Genomic DNA, 16,703 nt, shown 5'->3' with positions numbered 1-16,703 from the left:
TTCGCGTCAGCGGCGGACGACGGCGCAGGCGTCCCTGTTGAGCGAGAACCGGGTCGGCAGGGACGCGTCGCCCGTGTGGCTCGCCAGGTAGCCCATGGTGACGCTCTGGCCGGGGGCGATGGAGCCGTTGTGCCCGGCGTTGACCGCGGTCACGAAGTCGCCGCCCTGCGTGAGGTCGGTGTTCCAGTCGGAGATGACGGACTGGCCCCGGGCCATGGAGAACCGCAGCGTCCAGCCGTTGATCGGGGTGCTGCCGGTGTTGGTGATCGTGAGGTCGACCGTCATGCCGCCGCCCCAGACCTGGGTGGTGTACCCGATCCGGCAGGTCGGCTCAGCGCGCTCGAACGAGACGCGGTGCAGGCCGCCGGGCAGGTCGTTGACGACGTACAGCTCGCCCTCCGTGGTGGCCCCGAACGCCGTGACCTGCGTGGGCATCTGGCCGATCTCCGCCACGGAGTAGCCGCCCGCGCCGTCCTCGCGCACCGCCCACACGATGGAGGAGCAGTAGTCGGTGGCGATGTAGGTGCCGCCGACCAGATCGGCGAACTCCTCGCCGTGGTACACCTGCCCGCCGATGACCGCGCAACTGCCGGTGTACGGGGAGTAGGTGAAGACCGGCTTGGTGTAGGCGGCGCCGGAGCGGCACTGGTCCGCGTCGAACACCTCCAGTCCTTCGTAGCAGGACCAGCCGAGGTTCGCGCCGGCCTGCCGTCCGGGCTTGACGTGGTTGATCTCCTCCCACCTGCCCTGGCCGACGTCGGCGATCCACATCGAGCCGTCCGCGGGGTCGACGGAGAAGCGCCAGGGGTTGCGCCCGCCGTACATCCAGATCTCCTCGCGGGCGCCCGCCACGCCGGCGAACGGGTTGTCCTCGGGGACGCAGTACGCCAGGTCGCCGCAGCTCCGGCTGACGTCGACGCGGAGGATCTTGCCCAGCAGGGTGTCGACGCGCTGCCCGGAGTCGAACGGGTCGCCGGAACCGCCGCCGTCGCCGATGCTCATGTACAGGTTGCCGTCGGTGCCGAAGGTGATCTGGCCGCCGTTGTGGTTGCTGTGCTCGGCGTGCTCCTGGGACAGCAGCGGTTCGAGTTCCGCCTCGTCCAGGTTGTATCGGCCCAGGGTCACGGCGCCGTCGGGCAGCGCGGTGTAGGCCAGGTAGAGGTCCTGGCTCTCGGCGAAGTCGGGCGGCAGGGCGATGCCGAGCAGCCCCCGCTCGTTGCCGGACTCGTCCACGGACGCCGTGATGTCGATGATCGGGGTCTGCTCAAGACCGGTGTCCGGGTGGTAGACGCGTACGGTGCCGCGCTTCTCGGTGATGAGCAGCCGGTCCGTCCCGTCGTCGGGCGTGGCGATGGCGGTGGGGCGCCGCAGTCCGAAGGCGACCTGGGTCGTGGTCGTGTTGATCGATTCGAGCGGCACGCCGCCGTCCGTGACGGACGACGGCGTCGCGGCCGTGGCCGGTGGGGCGATCGCGGTCAGGGGGGCGAGGAGTAGCAGGGACAAGGCGAGCGACGCGGGGGCTGCCCGGCGCTTTGCTGGCATGTCGGCTCCAGTGACGGGGCTTCGTCGGAGCGCGTCCGGGATCGCGACACCCGCGTCCCGCGGTGCCGTGCCTGGACGCGCCCGACCGGACGGTATCCGCCCGCCGCCGTCGCGGCCAGGTCTCTGCCTTCCCGCAGGCGTCGTCAGATCCCTCGCGCCCCCCTTGCTCGCCGCTGATCAGGGACGACGCGAGAGCACTCCGGTGAGGACCGGTGAAACGTACATCGGGTCAGCGATAGTCGTTCTCCTTCAGTTCGATGACCCAGGCCCGACGCTCGGCGATCTTGCCGTCGCGCAAGACGAACACCTCCGCCATGGACATGCGCAGCTCACCGCCCTCGGCCCGCTGGACCGTCCCCGTGAGCTCCGCCATCACGACGTCGCCCTGCTCGACCATGCGCACCACCTCCAGGTGGGGAGGGTCGATGAGCCCGGGCGGGCCGTCGATGGCCTGGTCGTAGGCGTCCTTGCCGGTCAGGTGGAAGGCGCCGAAGACGGTCCACTCGATGTCGTCGGTCAGGCAGGACAGGATCTGTTCGTGATCGTTCTTACGGAAACCGTCCAGATAGGTGGTGACGGTCTCGATGTTCCGTGACATGTCCGCTCCTTGGAACCATTGATCTGTTCGCGGGTAGGTCGGAGCGGCCGGAGCGTCCTCGACATCGACTACGTCCGAGGGCCGTAGGTCAGGCGGCGCAGGACGAACTCGGCGGGGCCCGGCCGTCCGCGCTCGTCGAGAAGGCGGGCGAGCAGCACGGTCGCGAGCCAGACGGCCACCGCGATGACCAGACCGGTCACCGTGGGACTGCCGAGACGGTCGCCGAGGTCGAGCGTGAAGGGCGCCAGGAGGACGAGCCAGGCCACCGACTGGAGCAGGTATCCCGACAGGGAGCGCCGGCCCAGGGCCGAGAGGGCGCCGACGACGGGGCCTGGCCGGGTGACCCGCATGGCGATCAGGCCGAAGACCGCCACGTAACCGGGACCGGCGAACATGCCACTGGCGCCGTGGAGCGTCAGTGCCAGAGCGGCGGCCGGCTCGTCGACGTGCAGCCATCCGGCGCTGACCAGGGCGGCCGGGAGACCTCCGGCGACGGCGAGGCCGAGCCCGAGGACGGCGGTCCACGTGAGCAGGGTCCGGTGGCGGGCCGGCTCTTCGAGGACGCGGCGGCGGGCGGCCCACATGCCCAGCCAGGCGATGAGGATGAAGGGCAGGACGGTCAGCGTGTGCGACGGCCATTCGCCGAGGCGAGCCGACATGGACTCCAGATAGCCAGGAGCGGTGAGGGAGCCGATCGGGATCGCCGGCAGCGGGGCCGCCCCGCCCGGACCCCCGACGATGCCGCTCACCACGGTGGCGCCCATGACCAGGACCTGGACCGCCGCGACCGCCCAGATCACCAGCACGATCCGGTGGAACCCGTCGCCCCGGCGCAGCAGCACCAGGGTCATCACGATCCCGACGACCCCGTACGCGCCGAGGAAGTCGCCGTAGTAGAGCAGCGCGGCGTGCGCGAACCCGAAGACGACGAGCCAGAGGTTGCGGCGCACCAGCACGGATCGGACCCGCCGCGGGGTGGCGCCGGAGGCGTCCTGGCGGCGGGCGAGCTGGACGACTCCGTAGCCGAACATCACCGCGAAGACCGGATACCCACGGGCGTGGACGAGCTCGAAGAGCAGGAAGGTGAGCCCGGCCTCGGCGCCTTCCGGGTCGAGGTCGAGGCCGGGCTGCCGGGCGAAGACGACTCCGGCGACGTTGGCCAGCGCGATGATCAGCAGCATCGCGCCCCTGGCCAGGTCCGGTGCGAGGGCGCGTTCGGCGCGCCGGACCGGCCCTCTCGATGTCCGCGACGCGGCGTCGACGCTCATGTACGTCCCTCTCCCCGAGATTTAGTTTCAGCGAGAAAGTATCACAGATATACTAAAGAAGGTTCTGGCATGATGGGGCCTGACTCTCCGGGGGTGAACAAGGGAGCCATGACCAGCGAGGACTACATACCGGCGGCGCTGCGCAGGCTGTGGCGGATGCCGGAGTCCTCGCGTCTCGGGCGGCCCGCGGCCCTCGACGTCGACCTGATCGTCGCCGCGGCCGTGGAGATCGCCGACCGTGACGGGCTCGGCGGCGTGACGATTCCCAAGGTCGCCAAGAGCCTCGGCTTCACGGGGATGTCGCTCTACCGCCACGTCGGGTCCAAGGACGAGCTGCTCACGCTCATGGCCGACGCCGCCTCGGGCACGCCTCCGGACCTCGACACCGACGACTGGCGCGGAGGGCTGCGCGACTGGGCCTTCGCGCTGCGCGCGGTGTCCTGGCGGCGGCCGTGGCTGACGCGCGTGCCCGCCTCCGGGCCGCCCTCCGGCCCCAACCAGATCGCCTGGATGGAGGCCGGGCTCGCCATCCTGTCGCGCACCCGCCTCGACTGGGCGCACAAGGTCGGCATCCTGACGCTGATCAACGGCTACGTGGTCCAGTGGGTGCGGCAATACAGCGAGCTCGCCGAGGGCAGGGCCGCCGAGGGCCGGGGGCAGGCCGACGCCGAGCGCGACTACGGCCGCGCGCTGGTCCGGCTCGTCGACCCCGGACGCTTCCCCGAGACGGCCCGGCTGTTCGCCTCGGCGCTGTTCGAGACGCTGCCGTCCGACACCCCCGACGCGACCATCGCCGACGCGGACTTCTCGCTCGGGCTGGAGCTGATCCTCGACGGAGTCGCCGTCCGCGTCGAGCGCTCCTGACGTCAGCGCCGGTGCGTCGTGAGGGCGGCCATGGCCTTGGCGTGCCAGGCGGGGGCGTTGGCCGCGGCGAAGATTTCGGCCGCCGTCTCCAGATGCTCTATGTGCCGGCCGTCGACGATGTGGCCGAGGGCCAGGTGCACCCGCCCCTCGAAGTTCTTCCCGTTGAGCTGGCGGCCCTGCTCCAGAGCCAGGGTGAGGGTGGCCCTGCCCTGGGCGGGACGACCGGCCGCCACCTCGGTCTCGCCCAGGACGAGCAGCGCTTCGGCTTCCTGGAAGAGGTCGCGCCGCGCGCGGGCGCTCGCCAGGACGTCGGTCAGGATGTCATGGGCCTCCTCGACCCGGCCCCGGCGCAGGTAGGAATCACCGAGCGTGCGGCGCAGGTGGAGTTCGAGCTCGGGAATCCCCGGGGGCAACAGGGCGAGCCCGCGTTCGGCCGCGGCCTGCGCCTCGCCGAAGTGATCGCGTCGTAGGTGCAGGGCCCCCAGATGGAACAGCACGTACGCGGCTGACGCCAGGTCTCCGAGGTCCTCGAAGATCTCGAAGGCCCGCTCGAACGCCGCCAGAGCCGGTTCCCAGTCGGCGAGCACGCGGTGGGCGACGCCGGAGTCGGCCAGGGCCAGCGCGTGCCCGCGCTTGTCGCCGAGGCGCTCGTACAGGTCGACGGCCTCGCTCGCGCACGCGGCCGCGAGCGACAGGTTGCCCATCTGGTGGTGGAGGCCGCCGTGGCTCAGGAGGAGGGCGGCCGTGCCGCGGAGATTCCCCTCCCGGCGGCACAGTTCCAGGGCCAGCTCGTAGTCGGCGAGCTGGTCGTCCTGGTAGCCGCGCCGTTGCCGCAGCATCGAGCCGGTGGCGGTCAGCTCCCAGCACGGCTCGGACCAGCCCGCGCGGGCGGCCTGCCGGACCATGGCGGACAGGTTGAGGCGTTCGGCGTCGAGCCAGAGCATCGGCTCGGGGACGAGCGACGCGTGGTCGTCGGGCAACCAGCGTGCGCAGGTGCCCTGGACCTCGTCGATGTCCTCGCCGCGGAAGGCTCTGTCGGCGTGGGCGGTGAGCGCCAGCATGGCTCCGAAGGCGCGGAGGGTGGCCGCGTGCCGCTCCTCTTCCGGCTCGTCCGCCTCGGCGCGCTCGGCGGCGTAGAGCCGTACGAGATCGTGGAAGCGGAAGCGCCGCTGCCCCACGCAGTCCACGCCCAGGGGCTGCAGCAGTTGCGCGTCGACCAGCTCGTCCAGCAGGGCGTCCGCTTCGGACAGGTCCGGCTGGTCCAGCAGCGCCGCGAGATGCCAGGCCGCCAGCCCGCCGGGTGCGTCGAGCAGGCTCAGCAGCCGGAAGGCCCGCGTCACCGGTGCGGGAAGGTCGCGGCAGGACAGCTCGAAGCCGCTGCGGACCTGCAGCTCCTCCCCGCTCAGGAGGTCGAGCCGGCGTTGCCGGTCAGCCAGCTGCGCGACCAGCTCCGCGAGCGTGCCGGTCCTGCTGCTGGTCAGCCGGGCGGCCGTCAGCCGCAGAGCCAGGGGGAGGCCGTCGCACAGCCGGGCGAGCCGCTCGGCGTCCTTACGTTCCCGTTCGACCCATGGGGTGCCGAGCACGCCGGCGAGCAGGTCCACGGCTTCCCGGTCGTCCAGGGGCGAGAGGGGGACGGCCGCCGCGCCGTACTCGATGAGGAGGTCTTCCAACCGAGGCCTGGCCGTGACCACCACGCGGCAACCGCGCGCGCCCGGCAACAGCGGCCGGACCTGGGCCGCCGAAGCCGCGTTGTCCAGCAGGATCAGCACCCGCAGCGGGTGCAGGACGCTGCGGTAGAGCGCCGCGCGCTCGTCGGGGTCGGCGGGGATCTGCTCGCTGTTGACGCCCAGCGCGCGCAGGAACCGCCCCAGCAGGTCGTGCGGGGCGACCGGTCCGGCCAGGCGGTCGTAGCCGCGCAGGTCGGCGAAGAGCTGGCCGTCGGGGAAACGTGACACGTTCCGGTGGGCCCAGTCGAGGGCCAGCGCGGTCTTGCCGACTCCGGCGATGCCGCTGACGATCGCCACCGGCGCCGGGCTCCCGGGAGCGACCAGTCCGTCCAGCGCGCGGGCCGCCTGCGCGCGTCCGGTGAAGGCGGAGTTCGGCGGGGCCAGCTGCGCCGGTATCACGGCCGGGGCCGATCCGCGGGGCCGCGCCGGGTACGTCTCCTGACGGAGGATCCGCTGCTGGAGGTCGCGGAGCTCGGGTCCTGGATCGAGGCCGAGCTCACGTGCCAGGAACTCGGCGGCGTCGCGGTAGGCGGCCAGCGCCTCGGCCTGCCGGCCGTCACCCCACAGGGCGGTCATCAGCTGGGCGCGCAGCTTCTCGCGCAGCGGGTGGGCGAGCGCCACCGGCTTCAGCTCGGCGACGATCTCGCCGTGGCGGCCCAGGGTGAGTTCGGCGTCGAAGCGCTCCTCGGTCACGGTGAGCCGCAGCTCGTCCAGGCGGGTCGCCTCCTCCCGCACCACGGCCAGCGTCTGCAGCTCGGCGAAGGCCGGGCCACGCCACATCCGCAGGCCGCGGCCGAGCGTGGCCGCCCCGGTGGTCAGGTCGCCGCGGTCGATCAGCTCCCTGCCGTGCCGTACGGTCCGCTCGAACTCCAGGGAGTCCAGCTCGTCGTCGCCGACGGTGAGCAGGTAGCCGGAGGCCGCGGTGGTCACCCGTGAGGCGCCGAGCGCCTGGTTGAGCCGGTGGACGTAGATGCGCAGGCTCTCGCGGGCGGAGGCCGGCGGAGCCGACTCCCACACGGCCTCGATCAGGTCCGTCGCCCCGACCACGGTGTTCGGCCGCGACAGCACCGCGGCCAGAAGACGCCGCACCTTCGGTGGCATCGGCACGACGTCTTCCCGGCATCGCGCCTCCACCGCCCCCAGCACTCTGAACCTCAGCACCGCCACCGCCTTCCCGGCCCGACTCACGGATCTCTCACGGCATCCTCACGACTACGCGGTCACGATGGGGCCGGTTCGCAGAGATCGGTTTCGAACCTCCACATCTCCGGACGGATCGAGCGTCGCCCAGGCCAGGGCGCGCGCCGGCCGCCCTCACCTTCAGCGAACGGAGCCCGATGGACCCGACTCGTGTCCGCCTCCAGACGTACGCCCGGTGGTAGCGGTGCGTACTCCGCTCTTGCTCACCGCGCTCGCGGGCGCCGTGCTGGCCTCGGTGCTGACCGTGCCGGCCGCACCCCTCACGGCGCCGGCCTCGGCCGCCGTCGGGAAGCCGCTCGGGTCCGTCCCCCCTGACCGGCGGGACGAGCTGCTCGGCTCGGGCTGGTCCGGCTCCGACGACCTGGCCTGGACCGCCACGGGCGACTCCACCGGCTTCCACCTCCTGGTCGCCAGAGCCTCCGAGGGCTACCGGTGGCGGACCGCGGCGACGCTGTCCGAGGGCGGCTTCGACACGGACAGGTGGATCGGCAACGTCTGCCTCACCGGCTCGGCCAAGCGGGCGGTGGTGGCCTACGGGCCACGTCAGTTCACCAACTCCGAGGCGCTCTTCCAGCGTGGCGCGTTCACCGCGCTGGTGGACCTGGAGTCCGGACGGATCACCAAACTGGGACTGCACGCGAGCCTCGCGTACCACAGCCCGGGATGCGGCGCCGGCGAGAGCGCCGTGTTCGCCCAGGCAGGCGGGAAGGAGAGCACCGCCACCCGGCTGCACCTGGTGGACGCGGCGACCGGCAAGACCGCCGCCCCGGTCGAGGTGCCCGGCCAGGCCACCTCGGCGGTCCCGATGGGGGACGCGATCGTGGCGGTGGCGGGCGACGGCCTGGTCGAGGTCTCCGGTTCGGGGAAGGTACGCCCGTACGCCCGTCTGGAGGGCACGCCGAGCCACCTGCGTCCGCACCGTGACGGCAGCCTGACCTTCCTCGCCGCCCACGGCGACGACCTGGCGACCGTCGAGCACCTGCCCGCGGGCGGGGAGCGGCCGAAGCAACTGGCCAAGGGCCCGCTCACCCGGCTGGGCCTGGCAGCAGGGGCCGACGGCAGGGCCTACCTGACCGGCCGTCCCACCGAGGTCGGCGAGTTGCCCGGCCAGGTCGTGCAGGTCGCGGCGGGCGCGCACGACGAGGTCTCAACCGGCGGCGCGCTGTTCCTCTCCCAGACCGGCACCCGCCTGGGAACGCCGGGTTCCCCCTCACGGGTGACGCTCAAGGCGCGCGTGGCCCGGACCGGAGCCGGCCTCGACTTCGCGCTCGTCCCCGGGGGCCCGCGGACCGGGACCGGCGCGCGAGCGGCAGAGGGGCCCGCTCTCCAGACCGACGACCCCGTCGAGCCCTGTGCGATCCCGCGCAACGACGCCCGCCGGCAAGCGCTGCAACCGCACTGGAAGCAGGTCGAATGGGCGGTCAACCTCGCCGTGCAGGGCGCGCTCACGACGCCGCGGCCCTCCAACTGGAACCAGTCGGGGCTGCCGTCCTGGTCACCACAGGGCCTGCTCCCGCCCCTTCAGCTCAAGGGCGGCGGCCGGGTGCCCGCGCAGATCATGCTCGGCATCCTGGCCCAGGAGTCCAACCTGTGGCAGGCGTCCTGGCACGCTCTGGAAGGAGTCACCGGCAACCCGCTGATCGGCGACTACTACGGCAGGCGCGCCTCCGACGACGGCTGGAGCATCCGCTGGCGGGAGGCCGACTGCGGGTACGGCGTCGCGCAGGTCACCACCGGCATGCGCAAGGGCGACCAGGCCGAGACCACCCAGCGGGCCATCGCCCTCGACTACGCCACGAACATCGCCGCGGGGCTGCGCATCCTCCAGGACAAGTGGAACCAGGTCTACGACCACATCAAGATCAACAATGCTGACCCGGCGAAGCTGGAGAACTGGTTCGCCGCCGTGTGGGTCTACAACAGCGGCTTCCAGCCCGACGCGCGCTTCGGCAACGAGACCGGCTGCCGGCCCAGCCCGACCTGCACCGACCAGTACGGGAACTGGGGCCTCGGCTGGTCCAACAACCCGATGAACGCCGACTACCCGCCCAACCGCGAGCCGTTCCTGGAGAAGAGTCAGTCCGACGCCGCCAACCCGCAGCGATGGCCGTACCCGGAGAAGGTCATGGGCTGGGCCGCCCACCCCATCGTCAAGTACGACTTCCGCGATGACTCGACGCACTCGGGATACAACCAGGCGTGGTGGGTCACCCAGCCCGTGCGCGAGCGCGTGAAACCGCCTCGGACCCTGTTCTGCGACAGCAGCAACTCCTGCGCCCCCGCCGCCCAGCCCTGCCTGAGGACGGACTTCCGCTGCTGGTGGCACAAGCCGGCCACCTGGAAGGAGCACTGCGACGTCGAGTGCGGCAACGAGAACATGCGCTTCCCGACCGACTATCCCGAACCGGTGTTCGCCCTCCATCCAGGCGAGGTCGAGCAGAAGAAGATGCCGGTGGAGCACTTCCGGCCCAACTGCGACCCCTTCACCACCGGCTTCAACGGGAGCAACGCCGTCCCGGCCAATTCGCTGATCATCGACGACGTGCCCGACACGGTCGCCTCGGTGCGGCCCGGCTGCGGCCGCCGCTTCACCAACGCGGGCTCGTTCGCGCTGAACTTCGCCGAGGACGGCGAAGGGCAGGAGCGCTCGAAGATCGACTTCCATCAGGCCGGAGGCGGGCTCGGCGGCCACTTCTGGTTCGCCAACACCCGCCCGCCCGCCGAAGGCTCCTACCGCGTCACCGGCACCTGGACCCTCGGCCGCACACTCCGCCAGTGGGCGCGGGTGATGGTGCACATCCCCGACCACAACGCCGCCACCCAGCAGGCCGTCTACACGGTCGACACCGGGGACGGCCGGCGGGAACGCGCGGTCCTGCAACGCGTCCGGCAGCACCGCTGGGTCTCCCTCGGCGTCTTCGACTTCGGCGGCGTGCCCTCCGTCTCCCTGTCCAACCTCACCGATGACGGCGACGGCGAACAGCGGATCGCCTGGGACGCCATCGCCTTCCAGCCCCTGAGCTCCAAGCCCAGGCACCAGATCGTCTCGCTGGGCGACTCCTACGCCTCCGGCGAAGGAGCCTCGACGGCGGCGCAGCACGACTACTACACCGAGACCGACAGCGACGGCGGCGGCGTCGAGGGCGTCTACAAGGACCCCGACTACCTCTGGAAGTACGGCAACGCCTGCCACCGCTCCAAGTACGCCTGGTCGCGAGCGGGCAGTCTCACCGACCGTCCGGCCCTGAGCATCGGCGAGCGGCACGACACCTGGGACCCGAGCCTGGAGCACCAGTTCCACGCCTGCTCAGGCGCGGTCACCGGTAACCTGACCGACGAGGGGCAGTTCCGCGAGCCGGCCCAGCTCGACAAGGGCTATCTGGACGAGAACACCACGCTCGTCACCCTGTCCGTCGGCGGCAACGACGCCCGCTTCAGCGCGATCCTCACCCACTGCATCTCCCGGCTCAGTCTGGATCCCTGTAAGGAGACCGCCCTGGAGGAGGACGGCGGCGTCCCGCTCGGCGAATCCGTTCCCCGGCAGATCAACGACGTCGTCGGCCCCGCCGTCCGCGACACCCTGCTGGCGATCCACCGTAAGGCCCCGAACGCGGCCATCGTCCTGATGGGCTACCCGCGGCTCTTCGACGGCGACTGCTTCCCCCGCATCGGCCTGCCCACCGCCCTCTGGTTCGGCGAGATGGCCGGCGTCCTGAACGACACCCTGCGCGGGGCCGCGGCCGCCGCCTCCGCCAGTACCGGCGCGGTCGTGTCCTTCGCCGACCCCCGTGAGGAGTTCGCGGGCCGCGGGGTGTGCGGGGAGCCGGAGGCCATCCACCGCGTGATCGCGGACCGTACGCAGGGCGAGAGCCCGGACGAGTTCGTGATCTCCCAGCAGTCCTTCCACCCCACGAAGGAAGGCAGTTCGGTCCTGTACCGCAACGTGTTCGACCAGGCCCTGCGCGACATCAACCGCTGACAATAAGGAGACACCATGCCCACCGGCACCACGATCGCACGCACGCTCGCCGCGATGGCGTTGGCGTGCGCGACCCTCGCCGTCACCGGCGGACCATCGGGCGCCACCACGGCGCTGTCCTGCAAGGGAGCCACCTGCGTCGGCAAGAACCCGGCCACCTACGGCTGCGACGACGACGCCGAGCGCATGGCCATCGCCTCGACCGGCGACTGGAGCAAGAGCGTCCGCCTGATGAGGTCCGCCAAGTGCTCCGCCTACTGGGCCGTCGGGGTCGACGAGAGCTCGTGCTGCGGCTCCTCGGTGGTGAAGGCCGTCCGGCAGATCAAGACCACGTACGGGTGGTACAACCAGCGGGTCCAGACCGTCAGCCACAGCAACGGCGCCGGCACGAAGTGGACCCCGATGAACCAGAACACCAGTGGCGACCGCCACCAGGCCTGCTACTACGTCTGCACCTCTTGGAAGTCATGATGAAGCTGCTCACACTCGGCCGCGCCGCACTCGCGACGGCCCTCGCCGTCACCGCGCTCGGCGGCGTCGCCGCCACCTCCGCCCAGGCCGCCGCAGGCTGTTCCGGGGCGTCCTGCGTGGGCAAGAACCCCTCCACGATGGGCTGCACCGCGGACCAGACCATCCTGGAACGCGTACGGATCGACTCCTATCTGGAGTTCCAGCTCGTCCACTCGGCGGCGTGCGCGGCCCGATGGGGAGCCTTCAAGGTCAGCACCACCGGCTCCGCGGGCAAGGTGACGTTGACCGAGACGAGGCAGGTGAAGACGCCGTACGGCTGGTACAAGAACGGCGAGGAATGGGTCGTGGCGGACCTGTCCAAGAAGGGCACCACCCGCACCGAGATGAACCGCAACACCGGCGACGACCGGCACCGAGTCTGCGCGAGCGGGTTCGGCTGCACCAGTTGGAGATCGTGAAGCCGGCCATGAGTAACTGATCGGAAGCGGGCCGCCCCCGGGCCGGGGGCGGCCCGCCGCCGGTCCCGTGGCCAGGATCGGCCGAGGGCGTCGCCGAGCCGGATTCGGGGGAAGGCGAGCGGACATGACCGGATCGTGGGGCTGGGACCTGCTGATCGGGATCGTGGCCGCGCTCCTGGTCGCCTGGCTGGCGCTGATCGCCACACTGGCGATCGTCGTCGTCACCATGGTGCTGCGCTCGGTGGTCCGCCGCGCCGGCCTGGAGGCGGTCCGCCGGCACTGGCCGGGCACCGACGACGGCCTCGCGACCCTGACCCGCTTGACCGGCCTGGACAAGCCACGCGCCTAGCGCGCCACGCGGGGTCGCTCATCGCGGGATCGGTTCGGAGGGGGTGCCGAGGCCGCGGGTGATGAAGGCGTACATCTCCGCGAAGACGTCCTCCGGGACCCGCTTGGGCTCCGGGCCGTCCCACAGGATCCAGCGCATGCCGATCAGCTCGCCCACGCCCATCAGCGCCCAGGCCAGGACCTCGGGATCGGCGCGGACGACCTCGCCGGTGTCCATCGCGTGACGGAGCCCCTCCATGTAGCCTTCGGCGATCTTCGCGTAGTGCTGGTGCATCGCGTCGGGGGAGACGAACTCGGCCTGCCGGATGATCCGGTAGAGGGCGGGGTGCTCGGCGGTGAACCGGAAGTATCCGCCGAAGCCCAGCCGCTCACGCTCGGCACGGCTGTGGCCCTGCGCGGCCGCTTCGGACATCGCGTGCCTGACCCGGCGGTTGAGATCGGCGACCAGCTCGTCGAAGATCTGCTGCTTGCCCTCGAAGTAGATGTAGAAGGTGCCCTGTGACACCCCGGCCGCCTCGGTGATCTTCACGATGGAGGCGTCGTAGTAGCCGAGCGCGGCGAAGACCTGCTCCGCCGCGTCGAGCAGCTTTCTGCGTGTGCGCTCCCCGCGCTTGGACAGTGGCGTGCCACGCGCGCTCGTGAGGATCTCGGGGGAAGCGGTCACGTCGGTCTCGGTGTCCGTCATGGTCTCAACATATTAGCTGAATCATCTCTCATGTAGCTATTGACCCGTACGGGGGACAACCCTAGCTTGTACGTGAATCACGTCTCATGTTGAGAGGGCCGGAGGTTCTCTCCGCGAGCTGAGCGATGCGATTCACGAGGGAGCGGATGTGAAAGTGCCCGATGTGCTCGGCGCCCGCGCCGAGCTGAGCCCCGGCGCGACCGCGCTGGTCGACACGCTCAGCGGGCGTGAGTTCGGCTACGCCACGGCCTCCGACCGCGCCGGCCGCGCGGCTCGGCACCTGCGTGACGGGCTCGGCGTGCGGCCCGGCGACCGGGTGGCCGTGCTGAGCGGCAACCGGGTCGAGGTGATCGAGCTGCTGATCGCCTGCGGGCGGATCGGCGCGCTGCTGGTCCCGCTGAACTGGCGGCTGTCGGTGCCCGAGCTGGCCGGCATCCTGGACGACTGCGGTGCCGCCGTGGTGCTCTGCGACGACGCCCGTGCGGAGGCAGCCGAGCGGCTCGACGCCAAGGCCGTACGGCTCGGCGCCTCGTACGAGCGGGCCCTCGCCGACGTGGAGCCGCTGTCCGGGCGGTCCTGGAACGACGAGCACGATCCGTGGTACCTGCTCTACACCTCCGGCACCACCGGCCGTCCCAAGGGCGTCATCCAGACCTTCGGCATGGCCGTGGCCAACCATCTCAACATCGGCACCGCCATCGGCCTGACCTCGGCCGACACCACGCTGAACGTGCTGCCGACCTTCCACACCGGCGGCATCAACCTCTACACGCTGCCCACGCTGCTGGCCGGCGGCGCCGCGATCGTGCAGCACGAGTTCGACCCGGCGCTCGCGCTGCGGCTGCTGGCCGAGCGCGGCACCGCCTTCTTCGGCGTGCCCACCATGTACCAGCTCCTGCGCGACCACCCGGACTTCTCCGCCACCGACCTGTCCGGCGTGCGGTCCTGGGCCTGCGGGGGCGCGGCCCTGCCGGTGCCGCTGCTGCGCGAGCTCGCCGGCCTGGGCATCGTGGTACGGCAGGGCATGGGCATGACCGAGACCGGCCCCACCCTGTTCCTCATCGACGAGGCCCACGCCTTGTCAAAGGCGGGCTCGGTGGGCAAACCGCAGCTGTTCGCCGAGGTGAAGCTGATCGACCAGGACGGCCACGCCGCGGACGAGGGCGAGCTGCTGATCCGCGGCCCGGGCATCACCCCCGGCTACTGGAACCAGCCCGAGGTCACCGCCGCCGCCTTCACCGAGGACGGCTGGCTGCGCTCGGGCGATGTCGCCCGGCGGGACGCGGACGGTTATTACACGATCGTCGACCGGGTCAAGGACATGTACATCTCGGGCGGCGAGAACGTCTACCCGGCCGAGGTCGAGCGCGTCCTGTTCGACCATCCCGCGGTGGCGGAGGCCGCCGTGGTGGGCGTGCCGGACGCGCGCTGGGGCGAGACCGGCAAGGCCCACCTCGTCCTCAGGCAGGGAGCGGAGATCGAGCCCGACGAGGTGCGCGCGTTCTGCCGCGAACGGCTGGCCGGCTACAAGGTGCCCGCGTACGTCGAGGTGGTCGAGGCCCTGCCGCGCAACGCCGCCGGCAAGATACTCAAGGACCGGCTGCGGGTCGTCACCTGGAGCGAGACGTTCACCGTCGGCCAGCGGGACTTCGACCGGTTCGCCGCGCTGACCGGGGACGACAACCCCCTCCACGTGGACCCCGGCTACGCCGCGACGACCCGGTTCGGCGGCACCGTCGCCCACGGCATGCTCCTGTTCGCCCTGATCCGCACCGCCGTGCGCCGCCACCATCCCGGGGCCGAACTGCTCACGCAGCGCCTGACGTTCCCCGCGCCGACGCGGGCCGGGGAACGGGTCACGGTCACCGCGCGCGCGTCGGCCGACGAGCTGGACCTCACCGTGACCCGGGCCGACGGCACGACCGTGTGCGAGGCCGTCACGACCATCGGGAAGCGGTCTTCCGCGCCGGAGGTCCCGCCCTCGCCGGCGGGAACGGTCCGGAACTCGGGCAGCTGGTGGGACCAGGCGGTCGGGCGCCGCGCCCACCTGGAGCGGACCTTCACCGAGGAGGATCTCGCCGGATACCGGAGTCTGACCGGGGACACCACCGAGGACACCGTGCCCGAGCCGTTGGTCGCGGGGCTGTTCTCCGCGCTGCTCGGCACCGACCTGCCGGGCAACGGAACCATGTATCTCAAGCAGGAGCTGCGCTTCGACGGCCATGCCAGGCCGGGCGACGCCCTGCGAGCCGAAGTGACCATCAGCGCCGTCCGTCCGGAGAAGGCGCTGGTCGATCTGCGCACCGTCGCGACGATCGGAACGCGCGTGGTGTGCCAGGGCGAGGCGCTCGTCATGGCCCGCCAGTTCGCCCTCTAACCCCCCTTGAAGAGGAGATCTCCATGAAGCGATCCGGCATCGCGGTAGCCGCGTTACTCGTCCTCGGCCTCACGGCCTGCGGAGGCGCCACCTCGGGCGCCGGCCCGGCGGAAGGGGCGGTGAAGGTCGGGCTCGTGACCTCCACCAGCGGGCTGGTCGCCGGCTACGGCCAGCAGTTCACCGAGGGGTTCAAGGCCGGGTTGGACTATGCCACCAAGGGCACCGGCAAGGTCGGTGACACGGCCGTCGAGGTGACCTACCACGACGACGCCAGCGATCCGGCCAAGGCCACCGCCGTCGCCACCGACCTGATCGGCAAGGGCTACAAGATCCTCGCGGGTACGGTCTCCTCCGGCGTGGCCATGCAGCTCGCCCCGCTGGCCGCGCAGAACAAGGTCCTCTACATCAGCGGCGCGGCCGCCGCCGACACCGTCACCGGCATCAACGCCTACACCTTCCGCTCCGGCCGCCAGACCTGGCAGGACGTGCGGGTGGCCGAGGCGGTGGTGGACGGCGTGCAGGGCAAGAAGGTCGTCGTCTTCGCCCAGGACTACGCCTTCGGCCAGGCCAACGTGGCCGCCGTTCAGGCCGTGCTCGGCGAGGCGGGCGGCGCGACCGTCACCCCGGTGCTGGTGCCGCTGAAGACCGCCGACTTCACCCCGTTCGCCCGGCAGATCGTGGACGCCGAGCCCGACCTGCTCTTCGTCGCCTGGGCCGGTGACACCGCGGCGAACATGTGGCAGACCCTCGCCCAGCAGGACGTCTTCCAGCACACCAAGGTGGTGACGGGCCTGGCGGACCGTGCCACGTTCAGCTCCTTCGGCCCCGCCGGAGACAAGATCAATTTCTTGGCCCACTACTTCGCCGAGGCCACCGACAACGAGCCCGCCAAGGCCATGGCGACCACGCTCGGCAAGAAGCCGGACATCTTCCACACCGACGGGTTCACCGCCGCCCAGATGCTGGTACGCGCCATCGAGCAGGGTGACGACGTCGACAAGATGATCAGCGGTCTCGAAGGCTGGACGTTCCTCGGGCCCAAGGGTGAGATGACCGTCCGCGCCGAGGACCACGCGCTGCTCCAGCCGATGTTCCAGGCCACCCTGTCCGGAGACGTGCCGCAGCTCACCGGAACGCTCCAGCCGGACCAGGCGGCCCCGCCCACCACCCCGATCAAGCGCTAGCC

12 protein-coding genes are annotated in these 16,703 nt (G+C 71.4%); 7 read left to right on the top strand and 5 right to left on the bottom strand.

Annotated elements, in window-relative coordinates:
• Positions 1-6: 6 nt before the first annotated feature.
• From ACZ6YG_RS32495 to ACZ6YG_RS32485, 3 genes are all read right to left on the bottom strand, one after another.
• Positions 7-1,542 carry a PQQ-dependent sugar dehydrogenase gene (locus tag ACZ6YG_RS32495; RefSeq protein WP_466020105.1) on the bottom strand — a complete coding sequence of 512 codons (1,536 nt, stop codon included), beginning with the start codon at positions 1,540-1,542 and terminating at the stop codon, positions 7-9.
• 229 nt (positions 1,543-1,771) lie between these two features.
• Entirely contained in the window at positions 1,772-2,140 is a 369-nt protein-coding gene (locus ACZ6YG_RS32490; protein WP_466020104.1) for a nuclear transport factor 2 family protein, read from the bottom strand.
• Between the two features lie 68 nt (positions 2,141-2,208).
• Positions 2,209-3,408, bottom strand: coding sequence for a DUF418 domain-containing protein (locus ACZ6YG_RS32485; protein ID WP_466020103.1), 1,200 nt, complete (start codon positions 3,406-3,408; stop codon positions 2,209-2,211).
• 108 nt (positions 3,409-3,516) lie between these two features.
• Between ACZ6YG_RS32485 and ACZ6YG_RS32480 the strand changes: the two genes are divergently transcribed.
• On the top strand, positions 3,517-4,272 hold the full coding sequence (locus tag ACZ6YG_RS32480; RefSeq protein ID WP_466020102.1) for a TetR/AcrR family transcriptional regulator: 756 nt from the start codon (positions 3,517-3,519) through the stop codon (positions 4,270-4,272).
• Positions 4,273-4,274: 2 nt separating this feature from the next.
• Here ACZ6YG_RS32480 and ACZ6YG_RS32475 read toward each other — a convergent pair whose 3' ends face one another.
• Positions 4,275-7,160: an AfsR/SARP family transcriptional regulator gene (locus tag ACZ6YG_RS32475; protein ID WP_466020101.1), complete on the bottom strand. Its 2,886-nt coding sequence runs from the start codon at positions 7,158-7,160 to the stop codon at positions 4,275-4,277.
• Between the two features lie 223 nt (positions 7,161-7,383).
• Here ACZ6YG_RS32475 and ACZ6YG_RS32470 point away from each other — a divergent pair, with 223 nt between their 5' ends.
• The 4 genes from ACZ6YG_RS32470 to ACZ6YG_RS32455 all read left to right on the top strand — a co-directional run bounded on the left by ACZ6YG_RS32470 (position 7,384) and on the right by ACZ6YG_RS32455 (position 12,456).
• Entirely contained in the window at positions 7,384-11,178 is a 3,795-nt protein-coding gene (locus ACZ6YG_RS32470) for a golvesin C-terminal-like domain-containing protein (RefSeq protein ID WP_466020100.1), read from the top strand.
• Positions 11,179-11,193: 15 nt separating this feature from the next.
• Positions 11,194-11,649, top strand: a complete 456-nt coding sequence (locus ACZ6YG_RS32465) for a hypothetical protein (protein WP_466020099.1) — start codon at positions 11,194-11,196, stop codon at positions 11,647-11,649.
• The gene (locus ACZ6YG_RS32460; protein ID WP_148035715.1) at positions 11,646-12,107 is read left to right on the top strand and encodes a DUF2690 domain-containing protein; all 462 of its coding nucleotides are present in this window, start codon (positions 11,646-11,648) and stop codon (positions 12,105-12,107) included. Before ACZ6YG_RS32465 ends, ACZ6YG_RS32460 begins: the two co-directional genes overlap by 4 nt.
• A gap of 124 nt (positions 12,108-12,231) precedes the next feature.
• The gene (locus ACZ6YG_RS32455) at positions 12,232-12,456 is read left to right on the top strand and encodes a hypothetical protein (RefSeq protein WP_466020098.1); all 225 of its coding nucleotides are present in this window, start codon (positions 12,232-12,234) and stop codon (positions 12,454-12,456) included.
• An 18-nt stretch (positions 12,457-12,474) separates the two neighbouring features.
• Here ACZ6YG_RS32455 and ACZ6YG_RS32450 read toward each other — a convergent pair whose 3' ends face one another.
• Entirely contained in the window at positions 12,475-13,140 is a 666-nt protein-coding gene (locus tag ACZ6YG_RS32450) for a TetR/AcrR family transcriptional regulator (RefSeq protein ID WP_364228968.1), read from the bottom strand.
• Positions 13,141-13,288: 148 nt separating this feature from the next.
• On the opposite strand from ACZ6YG_RS32450, the gene ACZ6YG_RS32445 reads away from it, so the two are divergent.
• Together ACZ6YG_RS32445 and ACZ6YG_RS32440 are read left to right on the top strand one after the other, a co-directional pair.
• Positions 13,289-15,517, top strand: coding sequence for an AMP-binding protein (locus ACZ6YG_RS32445; RefSeq protein ID WP_466020097.1), 2,229 nt, complete (start codon positions 13,289-13,291; stop codon positions 15,515-15,517).
• A gap of 23 nt (positions 15,518-15,540) precedes the next feature.
• Positions 15,541-16,701 carry a substrate-binding domain-containing protein gene (locus ACZ6YG_RS32440; RefSeq protein ID WP_271279291.1) on the top strand — a complete coding sequence of 387 codons (1,161 nt, stop codon included), beginning with the start codon at positions 15,541-15,543 and terminating at the stop codon, positions 16,699-16,701.
• The last annotated feature ends 2 nt before the right edge of the window (positions 16,702-16,703 follow it).

The sequence above is a fragment of the Nonomuraea sp. NPDC054003 genome (assembly GCF_055585125.1).
This window is presented reverse-complemented; position numbering and strand designations above follow the sequence as displayed.